13 protein-coding genes are annotated in these 17,591 nt (G+C 61.6%); 2 read left to right on the top strand and 11 right to left on the bottom strand.

Annotated features, from left to right (window positions below; genetic code table 11):
- Positions 1–182 precede the first annotated feature (182 nt).
- Positions 183–1,537 (bottom strand): IS3 family transposase gene (locus J9892_RS06855; RefSeq protein ID WP_103859376.1). Its coding sequence is split into 2 segments (ribosomal slippage): positions 183–1,069 and positions 1,069–1,537, totalling 1,356 coding nucleotides; the frame shifts between segments, so codons are not numbered across the junction.
- A gap of 89 nt (positions 1,538–1,626) precedes the next feature.
- The gene (locus J9892_RS06850; RefSeq protein WP_039039437.1) at positions 1,627–2,919 is read right to left on the bottom strand and encodes an HAAAP family serine/threonine permease; all 1,293 of its coding nucleotides are present in this window, start codon (positions 2,917–2,919) and stop codon (positions 1,627–1,629) included.
- A 496-nt stretch (positions 2,920–3,415) separates the two neighbouring features.
- Between J9892_RS06850 and J9892_RS06845 the strand changes: the two genes are divergently transcribed.
- Together J9892_RS06845 and J9892_RS06840 are read left to right on the top strand one after the other, a co-directional pair.
- Positions 3,416–4,321 (top strand): LysR family transcriptional regulator, encoded by a 906-nt coding sequence (locus J9892_RS06845; protein ID WP_102949239.1) that lies wholly within the window; start codon positions 3,416–3,418, stop codon positions 4,319–4,321.
- A 106-nt stretch (positions 4,322–4,427) separates the two neighbouring features.
- On the top strand, positions 4,428–5,819 hold the full coding sequence (locus J9892_RS06840; protein ID WP_210538117.1) for an MATE family efflux transporter: 1,392 nt from the start codon (positions 4,428–4,430) through the stop codon (positions 5,817–5,819).
- 81 nt (positions 5,820–5,900) lie between these two features.
- Here J9892_RS06840 and accA read toward each other — a convergent pair whose 3' ends face one another.
- The 9 genes from accA to bamA form a co-directional block, all read right to left on the bottom strand.
- Positions 5,901–6,851: an acetyl-CoA carboxylase carboxyl transferase subunit alpha gene (gene accA, locus J9892_RS06835; protein WP_210538116.1), complete on the bottom strand. Its 951-nt coding sequence runs from the start codon at positions 6,849–6,851 to the stop codon at positions 5,901–5,903.
- Between the two features lie 16 nt (positions 6,852–6,867).
- The gene (gene dnaE, locus J9892_RS06830) at positions 6,868–10,347 is read right to left on the bottom strand and encodes a DNA polymerase III subunit alpha (protein ID WP_041211337.1); all 3,480 of its coding nucleotides are present in this window, start codon (positions 10,345–10,347) and stop codon (positions 6,868–6,870) included.
- A gap of 53 nt (positions 10,348–10,400) precedes the next feature.
- Complete coding sequence (rnhB, locus tag J9892_RS06825; protein ID WP_052815755.1) at positions 10,401–10,991, bottom strand: ribonuclease HII; 591 nt, start codon at positions 10,989–10,991, stop codon at positions 10,401–10,403.
- Positions 10,992–11,069: 78 nt separating this feature from the next.
- The gene (gene lpxB, locus J9892_RS06820) at positions 11,070–12,209 is read right to left on the bottom strand and encodes a lipid-A-disaccharide synthase (RefSeq protein WP_210538115.1); all 1,140 of its coding nucleotides are present in this window, start codon (positions 12,207–12,209) and stop codon (positions 11,070–11,072) included.
- Positions 12,202–12,993 carry an acyl-ACP--UDP-N-acetylglucosamine O-acyltransferase gene (gene lpxA / locus J9892_RS06815; protein WP_080988583.1) on the bottom strand — a complete coding sequence of 264 codons (792 nt, stop codon included), beginning with the start codon at positions 12,991–12,993 and terminating at the stop codon, positions 12,202–12,204. The genes lpxB and lpxA overlap by 8 nt, the downstream gene beginning before the upstream one ends.
- A 2-nt stretch (positions 12,994–12,995) precedes the next feature.
- Positions 12,996–13,457 (bottom strand): 3-hydroxyacyl-ACP dehydratase FabZ, encoded by a 462-nt coding sequence (gene fabZ, locus J9892_RS06810; RefSeq protein ID WP_010673414.1) that lies wholly within the window; start codon positions 13,455–13,457, stop codon positions 12,996–12,998.
- 24 nt (positions 13,458–13,481) lie between these two features.
- Positions 13,482–14,501 (bottom strand): UDP-3-O-(3-hydroxymyristoyl)glucosamine N-acyltransferase, encoded by a 1,020-nt coding sequence (gene lpxD, locus J9892_RS06805; RefSeq protein ID WP_039039449.1) that lies wholly within the window; start codon positions 14,499–14,501, stop codon positions 13,482–13,484.
- Positions 14,502–14,504: 3 nt separating this feature from the next.
- On the bottom strand, positions 14,505–15,017 hold the full coding sequence (locus tag J9892_RS06800) for an OmpH family outer membrane protein (RefSeq protein WP_029313943.1): 513 nt from the start codon (positions 15,015–15,017) through the stop codon (positions 14,505–14,507).
- A 147-nt stretch (positions 15,018–15,164) separates the two neighbouring features.
- Entirely contained in the window at positions 15,165–17,588 is a 2,424-nt protein-coding gene (gene bamA / locus J9892_RS06795) for an outer membrane protein assembly factor BamA (protein ID WP_210538114.1), read from the bottom strand.
- Positions 17,589–17,591: the final 3 nt, after the last annotated feature.

Here is a 17,591-nt window from a genome sequence, read left to right as displayed (position 1 = left end):
TATAACCTGGCCAGAAGGAGGCAATATCAATATGATGCACGGCGACAGCAGGGTGATGGTGGTGGTGTGTTTGGAGACAGCCAGTTTACCAGCACCCTGTCTGTCAACTTCCACTTCCCCAAGATCCCGCGAAGAACCTAAAAAAACCGCCCCGGTGAAGTGAACCCCATTTATTGGACACGTTAGCTGGCGGATGACATGGCCTGAGTTCGGTACTGTACCGGGCTCAGGCCGTTTAGTTTTACTTTGAGCCGTTCATGGTTGTAGTAGTGGATGTATTCATCCACTGCTCGCTTCAACTGCTCCGTGTCCTCGTATTTCTCGTTGAACCAGCATTCGCTCTTTAGCAGCCCGAAGAAGTTTTCTACCACCGCATTGTCCAAGCAGTTCCCTTTGCGTGACATGCTTTGCTTCACCTCCCTTGACGATAACCGCGTCTGATAGCTGGCCATCTGATATTGCCAGCCTTGATCCGAGTGCAGCACCGGCGTGTCTCCTGGCCCCAATGTTGCCAGGGCGTCATCCAGCATCTTGTCCACCAATGGCATTCCCTGGTGCGTGGCCATCTGCCAGGCGATGATCTCGCTGTTATACAGGTCCAGCACCGGGGACAGGTATAGCTTCTGCCCTTTGAGATTGAACTCCGTCACATCGGTGACCCATTTCTGGTTCGGGGCATCGGCGTGAAAATCACGCTGCAAGAGGTTCGGGGCAATATGGCCGTATGTCCCCTTGTACGAGCGGTATTTCTTGCGGCGCAGGTTAGAGGCAAGCTCCTGTTTTCGCATGAGTTTACGCACGGTTTTATGGTTGAGATGACATCCCTCATTTCGCAGCGCCAGGGTGATCCGTCGATAACCATAACGCCCTTTATGGTGATGAAACAGTGCCTTGACCCGCTCTGCTTCATGCTCGTAGGCCTTTGTGCTGGCATCTGAGCTCATCTGCCAATAGAAGGTACTGCGTGGCAACCCGGCGATATGCAGCAGCGTGGCCAGCTTATGGTGTTGCCTTAGCCCGGAAATGACTTTTGCTTTTTCTGCTGTTTTTCCCGCGCCAAGGCATGCAGTTTTTTTAGATAGGCGTTCTCCGCTCGCAGGTATTCAAGCTCTTCCTCGGCACTGTGGAAGGTGGGATAGGGGGCGGTGAGCGGTTTGCCGGGGGGCGTCTTCTCTGAAGTCATGGTGCGTTCTGTGCGTTTATCACGGAGGGCCATGATACCGCCTTCACGATAAAGACGCTCCCACCGGCTGACGGTGCAGGCGGCGGCGATCTTGAATGTCGCAGCAGCCTTGCGAGAAGAGGCACAATTCTGCTTCATCCAAAGCAGAACTTCCTCTTTGAACTCAGCAGAATAAGCTTTGGTCGTGATGGTCAAGCCAGCTTCACCACTGACTTTCCAATGCTCGGTCCAGCGGCGAACGGCGCCATGATCGATACCAAACAGGGCGGCCGTCTTTTTGGCACCGTCATGACCACTGAGATAGTGAAGAACGACCTGACGTTTGAAGTCGGTCGAGTATTTTTGCTTTCCCATAGAAACGAAGAACCCCTACTCGTTGGGTGTCCAACTTTCGGGGTTCACTTCACCGGGGGGCGGCTTTCTCACAGGGATGAACGCTGTCATCAGGCAATCAGCTTGTAGATGATACCGGACATGGCGATGAGGCCGATGAGGGTGACGAAGCCGTTGCTGAGGTTGCCGGCATATTTGCGCATGGCCGGCACCTTGGCGATGGCGTACATCGGCATCAGGAAGAGCAGCATGGCGATGATGGGGCCGCCCAGATCTTCAATCATGCCGAGGATGCTCGGGTTGATGGTGGCCACGGCCCAGGTGGTCAGGATCATGAAGACCGCGGTCACCTTGTTCAGCTGCTTGACGTCGACGTTCTTGCCCTTCTCGCGCAGGGACTTGGCCATCAGGCCGTTCATGCCCTCTTGCGCACCCAGGTAGTGACCCAGGAAGGACTTGCTGATGGCAACCATGGCGATGAGCGGTGCCACGGTGGCGATCACCGGGTTGTCGAAGTGGTTGGCCAGGTAGGAGAGGATGGAGATGTTCTGCTCCTTGGCCGCCGCCAGGTCAGCCGGGGAGAGGCTCAGCACGCAGCTGAACACGAAGAACATCACCGTCATCACCATCATGACGTGGGCGCCCAGCAGGATGTTGCTGCACTTCTTCTCGGCGTTGGCGCCGTAGCGGCCTTTGTTGTCCACCGCGAAGGAGGAGATGATCGGGGAGTGGTTGAAGGAGAACACCATCACCGGGATGGCCAGCCACAGGGTCTTGATGAAGTCACCATTGAAGGCCTCACCCAGCGCCGGGGCTTCGGTGATGATGGCACCGTTCCAGTGCGGGATCAGGTAGACCGCCAGGCCCATCAGGGTGACCACGAACGGGAAGACCAGCACGCTCATCGCCTTGACGATGACCTGGCCGCCCAGGCGAACGATCGCCATCAGACCCAGGATCAGCACCAGGGAGAGGATGGCACGGGGAGGTGCCGTCATGCCCAGCTGGTGCACCATCAGGCTCTCGACGGTGTTGGTGATGGCCACGGAGTACATCAGCAGGATGGGGTAGATGGCGAAGAAGTAGAGCAGGGTGATGAACTTGCCTGCGGTCTTGCCGAAGTGCTCTTCCACCACCTCGGTGATGTCGCCGTCACGGGTGGAGCCGGACAGCACGAAGCGGGTCAGGCCACGGTGGGCGAAGAAGGTCAGCGGCAGGGCCAGGATCAGCATGGCGACCAGCGGCCACAGGCCACCGACACCGGCATTGATCGGCAGGAAGAGGACACCGGCGCCGATGGCGGTACCGTACAGACCCAGCATCCAGACCACGTCGGCCTTGTTGATGCCACGGGAGGAGGCTTTGCTCAAGCTGCCTTCAACTGCAATGTTCATGTCAGACATAGGGGTGTTCCTGTCATCAAGGAAAGTGGGATCTTAACTTGTCAGTGGGCCTGGGCCCGGTTCCTTTCCCTGGAACTCCAGCTATTCGTCCTGTTTGTTCCTCCGCCCCGGCCATCCGGCCGCCACTCCCTGTGGCAACCTGATTGCAACAAACACGGGCGGGGAGTCGTAATACAGAGGGGATCGTGCTCGCTCGTTAACAACGGGATAACGCTCACCTCATCCGATGAGATGACTCTAGTTAAAAGGCCCTATTAATCACAGCGTTTTTTTGAATTAATCAACCAAAGTTTGATTGGAATCGCCTTTCCGTCGCTTCAGATCACACTTGAATCGCCATATTGCGATTTTTTTTTAACATATAAACTTTTTGATGTGATCCACCTCACCCTTGAAACGCGCAACAATTTTGTCACAATCCCCTCATTGCCCCCCGATTGTCTCCCGTCGCCCCATGGCGTACCCTTTGTGTCCGCCCTTTTTCTGCGTACCGACCATGACCCTCTCCCGCACCGATCTCGCCGAGCTGGCCGTGTTTGCCGCCGTCGCCCGTCACCGCAGTTTCAGCAAGGCCGCCCTCGAGCTCGGGGTCTCCGCCTCGGCCCTGAGTCATGCCCTCAAAGGGCTGGAGAGTCGCCTGGCCGTCAGGCTGCTCAATCGCAGCACCCGGGCCGTGGTGCCGACCGAGGCGGGCGAACGGCTGCTGGCCCAGGTACTGCCGACCCTGGGGCAACTGGAGACGGCACTGGCGGAGCTGACGCGCCACGCGGGCGAACCCGTGGGCAGGCTCAGGCTCTGTGCCCCCCGAGCCGCCATCCAGGAAGTGCTGGCCCCGGTGCTCATCGACTATCTGGTGCGCTACCCGCGCATGCAGGTGGAGGTGGAGGAGCTGGAGCTGATGCCCCGCCTCATCGAGGATGGCTACGACGCCGCCCTCTTCTACGGCGACCTGCTGCCCCAGGAGATGATCTCGGTTCCCCTGGGCCCGCAGCAGCGCTATCTGGTGGTGGGCTCCCCCGACTATCTGGCACGGCGTGGCACCCCTCGCCACCCCTCGGATCTGCGCCAGCACGACTGCATCGGCTACCGGCTCACGCCCCATCACCACTATCGCTGGGCCTTTGCCGCCGAGGGGGAGCTGCTGGAGATCGAAGTGACGGGCCCGCTCACCACCAGCACGCCTGCGCTCTACCTGGGGGCGGCCGAGGCGGGGCTCGGGCTCGCCTACTGCCACGAAGGGGAGGTGTTCGACGCCCTGGCATCGGGGCGGCTGGTGAGCGTGCTGGATGACTGGAGCCCCAGCTTTGCCGGGTTCAACCTCTTCTATCCGGGCCGGCACCAGCTGGGGCAAGGGCTGCGAGCCCTGATCGACATGTTGAAGGAGTATCACAGGATCCGCTGATTGATGAGATACATTCAGCAATCCATCAAATGAAAGCCTAATTATCAATTAATCCATAAGAAACTAGACTGTCTGCTCGATTCCGGCCCTTTTCCCGAGTACAGATATGTCCGCCTACTTCCGCCTGCGTCAACGGGCCATGGCCCGCCGTTTCTGGGGCTATGCCCTCCCCTCCGTCATGGCCATGCTGGTCTCCGGCGCCTACTACCTGGTGGACGGCATCTTCGTCGGCCACTACGTGGGGGCCGCCGGCCTTGCCGGCATCAACCTGGTCTATCCGGTCATCATGGTGCTCATCGGCCTCGCCGCCATGATCGCCATGGGGGCCGCCACCGCCATCTCCTTCCAGCAGGGCGCCAGGAACCTCGCTCTGGCCCGCCAGGCTCTGGTCAGCGCCCTCTGGCTGCTGCTGATCCTGGGCACGGTAGCGCCGCTGCTGCTGCACCACTGGCACACCGATATCCTGCAGGCCCTGGGAATGGCCCCCGGCACCGACACCTGGCAGCAGGCCAGCGACTACCTCACCTGGATTGGCGGTGGCACCCTGCTGCTCGCCAGCAACCTGGCGGTGCCCTACCTGCTTCGCAACGACGGCCGCCCTCGCCTCGCCATGGTACTGGTGAGCGGCGGCGCCCTCCTCAACATCCTGCTCAACTACATCATGGTGGGCCGGCTCGGGCTCGGCCTCACCGGCACGGCCCAGGCCACCCTCCTCTCGGAGGCCGTGGTCAGCCTGCTCGGCCTGGGGTACTTCTTCACCCGCCACGCCCGGTTGCGGCTGACCTGGCGCCAGCTGGTGCCCCGCTTCCCGGCCATGCCCGGCCTGCTCTTCACCGGGCTGCCGAGCCTCATCGCCCAGTTCAACCTGGGGCTGCTGTTGCTGCTGCACAACAGCCAGCTGATGGTGCACGGCACGGTCAAGGATCTGGCGGGCTTCACCGTGGCGGGGTACACGGAGGCGGTCTTCATCGTCATCCTGCAGGGACTGGCGTTTGGCATCCAGCCCCTGGTGAGCCAGGCAGCCGGGGCCGGGCGCCATCGCGACCTACAGTTCCTGATGGCGATGGGGCTCAAGATCACCCTGGTCTATGGCCTGGGGGTCTGGCTGATTGTCCAGCTGCTGCCGCAGCCGGTCGCCATGCTCTACACCGGTGATCAGGACGCTGAGCTGCTCGCCGCCGCCATCAGCAGCCTGACCCTCAACCTCGCTGCCCTGCCCCTGGAGGGGATCGTCATGTTCGGCATCGTGCTGTTGCAGGCCATGGCCCGCACCCGCCAGGCCCTCGCCATCTCCGTGGCCAAGACGGTGCTGCTGCTGCCCCTCATCTTCCTGCTGCCCCTCTGGTGGGGGCGCGACGGGGTCTTGATGGCACAGCCCGCCACCGTGCTGCTGCTGACGCCCCCCCTGTGCTGGCTGCTGTGGCGGGAGTGGCGGGCCCTGAGCCCTGCCGGAGGGCGTGCTTCCGTCCGTATGCAACGGGCGCTGACCGCCACCTGAGGCCCGCCCCGGCGTCCCCCCACAAACGTCGCCCATAAAAAAAGTCCCCGCATGCGGGGACTTTTTATTGGAAGCGGCAGATCAGCAGTAGCCGTAACCCAGCAGACGCTGGTAGCGCTGCTCCAGCAGTTGCTCGCTGTCGAGGGGGCGCAGGGCATCCAGATCCTGCTGGATGCGCGCTTTCAGGTGCTTGGCCATCTTCTCCACGTCGCGGTGGGCACCGCCGAGGGGCTCCTCGACGATGTTGTCGATGAGCTTCAGCTCCTTCAGGCGCTGGGCGGTGATGCCCATGGCATCCGCCGCCACCGAGGCCTTCTCGGCGCTCTTCCAGAGGATGGAGGCGCACCCTTCCGGGGAGATGACGGAGTAGGTGGAGTACTGCAGCATGTTGACCCGATCGCCCACGCCGATGGCGAGAGCGCCGCCGGAGCCGCCTTCACCGATCACGGTGCAGACCACCGGCACGGTCAGGCCGGCCATGACTTTCAGGTTGCGGGCGATGGCTTCGGACTGGCCACGCTCCTCGGCACCCACGCCGGGGTAGGCACCCGGGGTGTCGATGAAGGTGATGATCGGCATCTTGAAGCGCTCGGCCATCTCCATCAGGCGCAGGGCCTTGCGGTACCCTTCCGGGCGCGGCATACCGAAGTTGCGCTTGATCTTCTCCTTGGTCTCGCGCCCCTTCTGGTGACCGATGATCATCACGGGCTCGCCGTCGAGACGGGCGATGCCGCCGACGATGGCCTTGTCATCGGCATAGGCGCGATCCCCGGCCAGCTCGTCGAAATCGGTGAAGATCTGCTCGATGTAGTCGAGGGTGTAGGGGCGCTGGGGATGACGCGCCATCTGGGATACCTGCCAGGCACCCAGATCGCCGAAGATCTTCTTGGTCAGCTCTTCGTTTTTCTTCTCCAGCCGGCGAATGTCTTCGCTGAGATCCACGGCACTGTTGTGCTCGCTCACATGGCGCAGTTCATCGATCTGTGCCTGCAACTCGGCGATCGGCTGTTCAAAATCCAGAAAAAGACTCATAGGGACAATAGATCCTCTAATCAAAAACCAATTCAACCCGCTCTCGTCCAAGCAGGACTCGCAAGTCATCTATCAGTTGATCGGTGGGCGTCACCCGCCACTCGGTACCGAGCGTCAATCGCACCCGGGAACCGGGGCGACGATAGTTTACCTGAACCGGACAGACTCCGGCACGGGCGGGCTCCAAAATCTCGCACAAACGCGGGAAAAAGCGCTCGTCAATGCGTTGTTCATCGAGGGAGATGCGGATTGCCCTGGCAAAACGCTCCCTCGCATCGTTGATATCCAGCAACTCGCGGGCCGACATTTTAAGGCCACCGGAGAAGTCATCAAAGCTGACCTGTCCAGAAACCACTAAAATACGGTCTTTTTGCATCAATTCTTCGTATTTTTCCAGCGCTTCACTGAAAAGGGTCACATCCAGACGGCCGGATCTGTCGTCCAGGGTGAAGATCCCCATCTTGTTGCCGCGCTTGGTCACCATGCTGCGCGCCGCGATCACCAACCCCGCCGCCGTGGTCACCGTATCCCGGGAGGTGGGATGCAGATCGCACAGTCGGCCCGAGGTGTAGCGCCGCAGCTCGCTGCTGTACTGGTTGATGGGGTGACCGGTGAGGTAGAGCCCGAGGGTCTCGCGTTCCCCTTCCAGCCACACCTTGTCAGGCCAGTGCGGCACGTTGGCGAACGCCTTCTTGACGTCGTCGATCTCTTCGGTGAGCACACCGAACATGTCGACCTGCCCCACCGCCTGGGCCTTGGCGTGCTGCTCGGCGGCGCGCATCGCCTCCTCCAGGGTCGCCATCAGGGCGGCGCGGTGGGGGCCGAGCCTGTCCATGGCGCCGGAGAGGATGAGCTTCTCCATCACCCGCTTGTTGAGCTTCTTGATGTCGACCCGGTTGCAGAAATCGAACAGATCGCGGAACGGACCGTCCCGATCCCGCGCCTCCAGGATCGCCTCGATGGGCCCTTCCCCTACCCCCTTCACCGCGCCGATGCCGTAGACGATGTGGCCGTCCTCGTTGACGCTGAAGCGGTAGCGACCGGTGTTGACGTCCGGCGGGATCACGGTCAGCCCCATGCGCTGACACTCGTCCACCAGGGTCACTATCTTGTCGGTGTTGTCCATGTCCGCGGTCATCACCGCCGCCATGAACTCCGCCGGGAAGTGGGTCTTGAGCCAGAGGGTCTGGTAGGAGACCAGCGCATAGGCAGCGGAGTGGGACTTGTTGAAGCCGTAGCCCGCAAACTTCTCCACCAGATCGAAGATCTTCATCGCCAGTTCGCCGTCGACGCCGTTCTTGACCGCCCCCTCCTCGAAGCCCGCCCGCTGCTTGGCCATCTCTTCGGGTTTTTTCTTGCCCATGGCCCGGCGCAGCATGTCCGCGCCACCCAGGGTATACCCCGCCAGGGTCTGGGCGATCTGCATCACCTGCTCCTGGTAGAGGATGATGCCGTAGGTGGGCTCGAGTATGGGTTTGAGGCTTTCGTGCTGCCACTTCTCGTCCGGGTAGGAGATGGCCTCCTTGCCGTGTTTGCGCTCGATGAAGTTGTCCACCATGCCCGACTGGAGCGGGCCCGGGCGGAACAGGGCCACCAGCGCGATCATGTCTTCGAAGCAGTCGGGCTGCAGCCGCTTGATGAGGTCCTTCATGCCGCGGGATTCGAGCTGGAACACCGCCGTGGTCTCGAAGCGCTGCAAGAGGGCGAACGACTTCTTGTCGTCGATGGGGATGGCGGCGATGTCGACCGGCGGCTTGCCCTCTTTGGCAAGACGGGGGTTTATCATGCCAAGGGCCCAGTCGATGATGGTGAGGGTGCGCAGCCCCAGGAAGTCGAACTTCACCAGGCCCGCGTACTCCACGTCGTTCTTGTCGAACTGGGTGACCGGATGATGCCCCTCGTCGTCGCAATAGAGCGGCGCGAAGTCGGTGATCTTGGTAGGCGCGATCACCACGCCACCGGCGTGCTTGCCGGCGTTGCGCACCACCCCTTCCAGGCGGCGGGCCATGTCGATGAGGTCCTTGACCTCCTCGTCTTGCTCGTAGAGCTCCGGCAACTTGGGCTCGGCTTCGAACGCCTTGGCCAGGGTCATGCCCGGATCCGGCGGGATCAGCTTGGAGATGCGATCCACAAAACCGTAGGCGTGGCCCAGCACCCGGCCGACGTCCCGCACCACCGCCTTGGCCGCCATGCTGCCGAAGGTGATGATCTGGGATACCGCCTCCCGGCCGTACATCTCGGAGACGTGATCGATCACCTCGTCGCGCCTGTCCATGCAGAAGTCGACGTCGAAGTCGGGCATGGAGACCCGCTCGGGGTTCAGGAAACGTTCGAACAGCAGGTCAAATTCCAGCGGATCCAGGTCGGTGATCTTGAGGGCATAGGCCACCAGCGACCCCGCCCCCGAGCCCCGGCCCGGACCGACGGGGATGCCGTTGTCCTTGGACCACTGGATAAACTCCATCACGATGAGGAAGTAACCCGGGAAGCCCATCTGGTTGATCACTTTGAGCTCGATGTCGAGACGCTCGTCATACTCGGGACGACGCTCGGCCCGCACCGCCGGATCCGGGAACAGGAAGGCCAGCCGCTCCTCCAGCCCTTCCTTCGACTTCATGACCAGGAAGTCTTCGGTGGTCATGTCGCCGGTGGGGAAGTTGGGCAGGAAATACTCGCCAAGGCGCACCGTCACGTTGCAGCGCTTGGCGATCTCCACCGTGTTTTCCAGGGCTTCCGGGATGTCGGCAAACAGCTCCGCCATCTCCTCCTGACTGCGCAGGTACTGCTGGGGGCTGTAGCGGCGCGGTCGGCGCTTGTCCATCAGGGTGTAGCCGTCGTGGATGGCGACCCGGATCTCGTGGGCATCGAAGTCATCGGCGGTGAGGAACACCACCTCGTTGGTGGCCACTACCGGCAGTTCGAACTCGGTGGCAATGGCCACCGCCATGTGGAGGTAGACCTCCTCGTCCGGGCGGCCGGTACGCAGCAGCTCCAGGTAGTAGGCATCCGGAAAGTGGGTCTGGTAGAAGGCGAGGCAATGCTCCACCATCTGGCGGTTGCCCTTGAGCAGGAACTTGCCCACATCCCCCTCGCGCCCGCCGGAGAGGACGATCACCCCCTTGGCATGTTCGCCAAGCCAGGCCTTGTCGATGACGGGGCGCCCCTGCACATGACCGCGCTGATAGCCGCGGGAGATGAGCAGGGTGATGTTCTGGTAGCCGTCGTTGTCCATGGCGAGCAGGGTGAGGCGAAACTGCTCGTCCCCAAGCTCGTCGCTCTGCACCCAGAAATCCGCCCCGACCAGGGGCTTGATCCCCTTGCCGTGGGCAGAGCCGTAGAAGCGCACCAGGCCGCACATGTTCATCTGGTCCGTCAGGGCCAGGGCCGGCATGTTGTTGGCGGCGGCAGCGGAGACGATGGGACCGATCTTCTGCAGGCCGTCGACCATGGAGAAGTCGGAGTGCACCCTCAGGTGGATGAAACGGGGATCAGCCATGGTCACGCCCTCTCATTGCGCAAGCAGAAATCGTTCAGACAGATCGGCATCGGTTATTCGATCCCCAGGGCGCGGCGCACCGGCTTGAAGCTCTGCCGGTATTCGGGCAGCGGGCCCCGTTCGGCCAGAATGGCGAGGTGCTCCGCCGTCGGGTAGCCCTTGTGGCGGGCGAAACCGTACTCGGGATGGCGGCTGTCCAGCTCGGTCATCTCGGCGTCCCGGGTCACCTTGGCGAGGATGGAGGCAGCGCTGATGGCGGCCACCAGGCTGTCCCCCTTGACCACGGCGCGGGCCTCCATCGGCAATCTGGGGCAGCGGTTGCCGTCGATGAAGACCAGCTCGGGCGTCACCTTGAGCCCCGCCACGGCGCGCTGCATCGCCAGCATGGTGGCGTGCAGGATGTTGAGCTCGTCGATTTCCGCCGGGCTGGCGCGGCCGATGGCATAGGCCAGCGCCTTCTCCCGGATCTCATCGAACAGGGCGAGCCGCTTCTTCTCGGAGAGCTTCTTGGAATCGGCGAGGCCAAGGATGGGATTGGCAGGATCCAGGATCACCGCGGCGGTGACCACGTCACCCACCAGGGGGCCGCGACCCACCTCGTCCACCCCGGCAATCAGCTTGTCTTCGGGAATATCGATCGTCATCTCATAGCCTTGAATCAAAACCGGCCCCGCAGGGCCAGTATCAGCACAACATCACGCCTGACACACAGGCAGAGCCCACTAGCGTTCCAGCAGCGCGGCAACCGCTTCCGCTGCCTGCACATCCGCATTGCAGCGGATCTTCTCGTGCAACCGGGTGAAGGTGGCGATGAGCTCGCTGTTGTCATGGTCCAGCAGCTTGCTCACCTCTTCCACCAGGTTGGCCGGGGTGCACTCGTGCTGGATGAGCTCGGGCACCAGCATCTTGTCCGCCAGCAGGTTCGGCAGGGAGACATAATCCGTCTTCACCAGCCACTGGGCCAGCAAGTAGCTGAAGGGTTTGAGTTTGTAACCCACCACCATGGGCTTTTTCACCAGCATGGCCTCGAGGGCCGCGGTGCCGGAGGCGAGCATCACCACGTCCGCGGCAATCATGGCCTCGCGGCCCTGGCCGTCCAGCAGCACCATGTCGAGCTCCGGGGCCACCTCGGCCTTGATGGCGAGGAACTGCTCGCGCCGTTTCTGGTTGACCAGAGGCACGATGAAACCGAGATCCGGGTTGTGCACCGTCAGGTGCTTGCACGCCTCGAGGAAGACCGGCGCCATGAAGCCCACTTCCGCCGTGCGGCTCCCCGGCAGCACCGCCAGCCAGCGACGGGCGGGATCGATGCCGAGGGCCTCGCGCACCGCCCCTTGATCCGGCACCAGCGGAATGTCGTCCGCCATGGTGTGGCCGACGAAGCGACAGGGGGCACCGAAACGGTCGTAGAAGGCTTTCTCGAACGGCAGGAAGGCGAGCACCATGTCGGTGGCCGCCTTGATCTTGTGAATGCGGCCCTGACGCCAGGCCCAGACGGAGGGGCTGACATAGTGGACCGTCTTGATACCGGCGCGGCGCAGTTTCAGCTCCACCCCGATATTGAAATCCGGTGCATCCACACCGACGAAAATGTCGGGGGGATTGGCGATGAAGTGGCGCAGCAGTTCGCGGCGCACCTGGAGGATGCGGGGCAGACGGCCCAGCACCTCGGTGATGCCCATGACGGAGAGCTCCTCCATCTCGAACAGCGCCTTCACGCCGAGAGCCTGCATCCGCGGCCCGGCGATCCCTTCGAACTGCGCATCCGGGTAGCGGGCTTGCAGTTCGCGCACCAGCCCTGCGGCCAGGATGTCGCCGGAGGTCTCTCCGGCGACGATGCCGATGCGAATGGGATCAGGCACGGATGATCCCGCGCTCGTTGTCCTTGAGGAAATCCACATAGAGCTGGATGGCAGGTTCGCTCTGGGCCATCTCGCTCAGCACGGGCATCACCTCTTCAATGGTCTTGCCGGAGCGGAAGATCTCCTTGTAGGCGCGCTTGACGGCAGAGATCGCCTCGGCGCTGAAGCCACGACGACGCAGGCCTTCGGAGTTGACCCCGAACGGCTTGGCGTAGTTGCCGGCAGCCATCACGTAGGGCGGCACGTCCTTGTTCAGGGCAGCGCAGCCGCCGACGAAGGCGTGGGAGCCGACGCGGCCGAACTGGTGAATGGCAGACAGACCGCCGAAGATCACGAAGTCACCGATGTGCACATGGCCCGCCAGGGTGGCGTTGTTGGCGAAGATGCAGTTGTCACCGATGATGCAGTCGTGGGCAACGTGAACGTTGACCATGAACAGGTTGCCGCTACCCACCTTGGTCAGGCTCTGGTCCTGGGTGGTGCCGCGGTGCACGGTGCAGTTCTCGCGAAACACGTTGTTGTCGCCGATCTCGAGGAAGGTGCGCTCGCCGGCGTACTTCTTGTCCTGGCAATCCTCACCGATGGAGGTGTGCTGGAAGATCTTGTTGCCGCGACCGATCTTGGTCGGGCCCTTGATCACCACGTGGGAGCTCACCCAGGTGTTGTCACCGATTTCCACCTCGGCACCGATGACGGTGAAGGGGCCGATTTCAACCCCTTTGCCGATGACGGCAGACTCATGGACGATGGCGGTGTCGTGGATGATGGCAGTCTGATCGATCACGGTTATACCTCGCGCTTGGCGCACATCAGTTCGGCAGTACAGACCACTTCACCGTCGACGGTGGCGACACCGGTGAACTTGGCGATGCCGCGACGCTCCTTCAGGAACTCCACATCCAGCACCAGCTGATCGCCGGGGCCCACCGGGCGCTTGAAGCGGGCATTGTCGATGGAGGCAAAGTAATAGAGCTCGTTGGGGGACGGCTTGCCCACCATGGTGAAGGCCAGGATACCGGTGGCCTGGGCCATGGCTTCCAGGATCAGCACGCCGGGGAAGACCGGCTTGGCCGGGAAGTGGCCCTGGAAGATCGGCTCGTTGAACGAGACGTTCTTGATGGCGCGCAGGGTCTTGCGCTCATCGCTGATCTCGTAGTTTTCCACCTTGTCCACCATCAGGAACGGATAACGGTGGGGCAGCAGATCCATGATTTCCTGGATGCCCAGGCTCTTCTTTTCAGTAGTCAAAACAGTACCCTATACCAATCGTGATTATTCTTGATCCAGCTTTTTCTCAAGCTTGCTCAACCGCTTGTGCATCTCTTCGATACGCATCACCCGGGCGGCGGTCTTGCGCCACTCTTTATTGGTTTGCAGGGGGATGCCGGAAGAGTAGATACCGGGCTCGGTGATGGGACGCATCACCATGGCCATGCCGGTGACGGTGGCCTGGTCGCAGATCTCCATGTGCCCGTTAAAGACGGAGGCACCACCAATGATACAGTATTTGCCGACCTTGAGACTACCGGCCATCACGGTGGAGCCCGCCACGGCAGTGCCGTAGCCGATCTCGACGTTGTGGGCGATCTGGCACTGGTTGTCGATGATGACGTTGTCAGCGATGCGGGTATCTTCCAGCGCACCGCGGTCGATGGTGGTGCAGGCACCGATCTCGACCCGGTTGCCGATGGTCACGCCGCCGAGCTGGGGGATCTTGATCCACTCGCCGCGCTCGTTGGCATAACCGAAACCGTCTGCCCCGATCACGGTGCCGGCCTGTACCAGACAGTCCGTGCCCAGGGTCACGTTGTGATAGAGGGTGACGTTGGCCCACAACCGGGAGCGCGCTCCCAGTCGGGTATCCTTGCCAACGAAACAGCCCGGGCCGATGCGCACATCGTCACCCAGCACGACGCCGGATTCGATCACCGCATTGGCACCGATGGCCACTCTCTCGCCCAGTTGCACGTCCGCCGCGATGACGGCGCTCGGATGGATATCCATGGCCGGCTGCGGGGTGGTGTCCAGCAGTTGGGCAACCCGGGCAAAGCCCACATAGGGGTCTTTGAGCACCAGGGCGTTGGTGGGGCAAAACGGCAGGTCTGCCTCGGTGATGAGCACGGCAGTGGCCTTGCTCTGCTCCAGAAAATGCCGGTACTTCTTGTTGGACAGGAAGGCTATCTCCCCCTCCCCGGCTTTTTCCAGTGTCGCGACCTTGCGAATTTCCCGGGTCCCATCCCCATGGACCTCGGCCCCCAGTTGCTGGGCCAGCTGTGCGAGAGTGAATGCCATCAATTAGTTGCTCTTGCTAACCTGAGAAATAACCTGGCCGGAGATGTCCAGCTTGCTGGCTGCATACGGGGCGGCGTTGCGCTCCAGCACCAGATCGTAGCCATTGCTCTTGGCGATGGCGTCGATGGCAGCCTGCACCTTGGTCAGGATCTTGTTGCGCTCTTCGGACTGACGGCGACCGTTGTCCTGTTCAAACGCCTGACGCTTCTGGTTGAATTCCATTTGCAGCTTGGCCAGCTTCTCCTGGCTCTGCTTCTTCTGTTCGGCGCTCATGAAGGCTTCGTCCTTCTTGAACTTCTCGACCAGTGCCTGACCGTCGGACTCCAGCTTCTGCAGTTCACGCATGCGCGGCTCGAACTCGCCCTTCAGCTTCTTGGCAACGGCTTCACGCTGGGGCAGCTTTTGGAAGACTTCGCCCATGTCGACCACGGCAATCTTGGTCTCAGCGAAGGCAGAACCCATGCCGGCAGCCATCAGTGCAAAGCTCAAACCAGCTACTTTCAACGCTTTATTCACACTTACTCCTTGGTCCCTCGGTCGAGGGCTACCTGATTTACCTGATTGTGCAAGCGATCCACGAGATCGTCTTGTTACCTGGTGAGGCACGCAAACGCGCGACCCATCATGCTTCCCCCCGCCATGGCGGGGGGGCGTCCGCTCCCCTTAGAAGGTACGGCCGATGTTGAAGGAGAAGACTTGGGTGTCGTCCCCTTCGTATTTCTTGATTGGTCTTGCCAGCACGAACACCAGCGGGCCCATGGGAGAGAGCCACTGCAGCGACAGGCCGGTCGACATCCGGATGTTGCTCGGGTCGGAGTAGTCCATCAGATAGTTGCAACCACTGAAGCAACGGTTCTGATACTGGCTGTAGTCGAAGTGGGTATCCCACACGGAACCGGCGTCGATGAAGAAACTGGTCCGCAGCTGGGGCTGATAGGTCTCGGAGGCAAAGGGCGTCGGCACGATCATTTCCAGCGAGGCCACCGCCAGGGCGTTGCCCCCGGCCGAGCTGTCAGTGCCCTGGATGACGTCGTTACCACTCAGGTTGTAGTAGTAGAGCGCCTTCGGACCGACTGTGTTGCTCTTGAAACCGCGCAGGGTATCGAAACCACCGGCGTAGTAGTTCTCGAAGAACGGCAGGACGTGCTCGTAATCGCCATTGGTGCCGTAGCCATCGCCGTAGGAGGCACGGGCCTTGGCCAGCATGACCCATTTGTGATCGGCATCAAACGGGAAGTAGTGGGCATCTTCTGCGTTGAGCTTGAAGTACTGCAGATCCATGCCGGGCACCGTCACCTTGGCGTTCACCCGCTGGCGGTCACCGGAGGTCGGGAACTGACCCTTGTTGAGGGTGGAGCGGGTCCAGCCGGCGGTGACGTCCACGGTGTTGAACACCATGCGGTTGTCGCCATCCAGATTGCCGTTGTAGACCTTCCAGAACTCGTCCACCTGTACATAGGGGTTGGGCTGGGACAGTTTGTTGTTTTCGTAGCCCAGGCTGAAGTCGAGACGGTTGTTCTCGTTGACCGGGAAGCCGCTGGAGAGACGGAAACCGACGGTGGTGTTCTCGTAGTCCACGATGTTGGCGTCGGCCGCACTGAACTTGTTGTAGTAGAGACGGCCGCCCAGGCTCACCCCGTCCACGGTGAAGTAGGGGTCGTTATAGCTCAGGTCGACGCTCTTGGAGTAGTCGTTGGTGCTGGCGTTGATGCCGATCTTCTTGCCGGTCCCCATGAAGTTGTCCTGCTGCAGACCCGCCTGCAGGCTCAGACCCGACTCGGTGCCGTAGCCGATACCGGCGTTGATGGACCCCGCCGGCTGCTCCTTGACCTTGAAGTCCAGATCGACCTGGTCATCGCTGCCCGGCACCCGCTTGGTGTCCACTTCCGCGGTCTCGAAGAAGCCGAGGCGGTTGAGACGGGTCTTGGACTGCTCGACGTTGTCGGAGGAGAGCCAGGTGCCCTCCATCTGGCGCATCTCGCGACGCAGCACTTCGTCCTTGGTGGTGACGTTGCCGCTGAAGTTGATGTTGCGCACATAGACCCGGGGACCCGGCTCCACGTTGACGATGAGCTCCACTTCCTTGGTCTGGTCGTTGATCTGGGGGAAGGTGACCACTTTCGGATAGGCGTAGCCGTAACGGCCGAGGAACTTGGAGAGCACCTCTTCGGTATGGGTTACCTGGCTGGCGGAGTAGACGCTACCCGCCTCGATGGGGATGAGGCCCTTCATTTCGCCGCCGCGGTCGATGAGGTCGCCCTTGAGCTGGATGCCGGAAACCTTGTACTGCTCCCCTTCCTTGACGTTGAGGGTGACGTAAACGCCCTTCTTGTCCGGGGTCATGGAGACCTGGGTGGACTCCTGGGTGAAGCGGATGTAGCCGCGGTCCATGTAGTAGGAGCGCAGCACTTCGATGTCACCGGCCAGCTTCTGCTTCTGGTAGCGCTGATCGCCGGTGAAGTTCCACCAGGGCACGTCGTCCTTGAGGGAGAGCTGGGCCAGCAGCTTCTCTTCCGGGAAAACGTTGTTGCCGACGATGTTGATCTGCTGGATCTTGGCCGCTTCCCCTTCCACGAAGGTGAACTTGAGGTCAACCCGGTTGCGCGGCAGCGGGGTGACGATGGCCTTGACCTTGGCGGAGTACTTGCCCACGCCGTAGTAGAAATCTTCCAGCCCTTTCTCGAGGGAGCTGAGCACGGTGCGATCCAGCGGATCACCCACGCGTATCCCGGAGGATTCCAGGCTCTGGGTCAGTTGCTCTTCCTTGATGTCCTTGTTGCCGGAGAACTCGATGCTGGAGATGGTCGGGCGCTCCTTGACCACCACTTGCAGCACCTGACCGTCGCGATAGACCTTGACGTCCTCGAAGTTGCCGGAGGCATAGAGCTTCTTGATAGCGTTCGCCAGGGATACGGAGTCGACGGAATCACCGACCCGCACCGGCAGATTCAACAGGGCGGCACCCAGGGTCACCCGCTGCAGGCCCTCGACCTGAATGTCTTGCACCACAAAAGAGGCCGGGGCAGCCTGAGCCAGGAAGCTGGCCCCCAGCAGGCAACTCAACACCAATGCTTTTTTAACAGCCATTTT

It is taken from the genome of Aeromonas sp. Prich7-2, from assembly GCF_017939255.1.
In the GTDB taxonomy this organism is placed as follows: Bacteria; Pseudomonadota; Gammaproteobacteria; order Enterobacterales; family Aeromonadaceae; genus Aeromonas; species Aeromonas caviae.
This window is presented reverse-complemented; position numbering and strand designations above follow the sequence as displayed.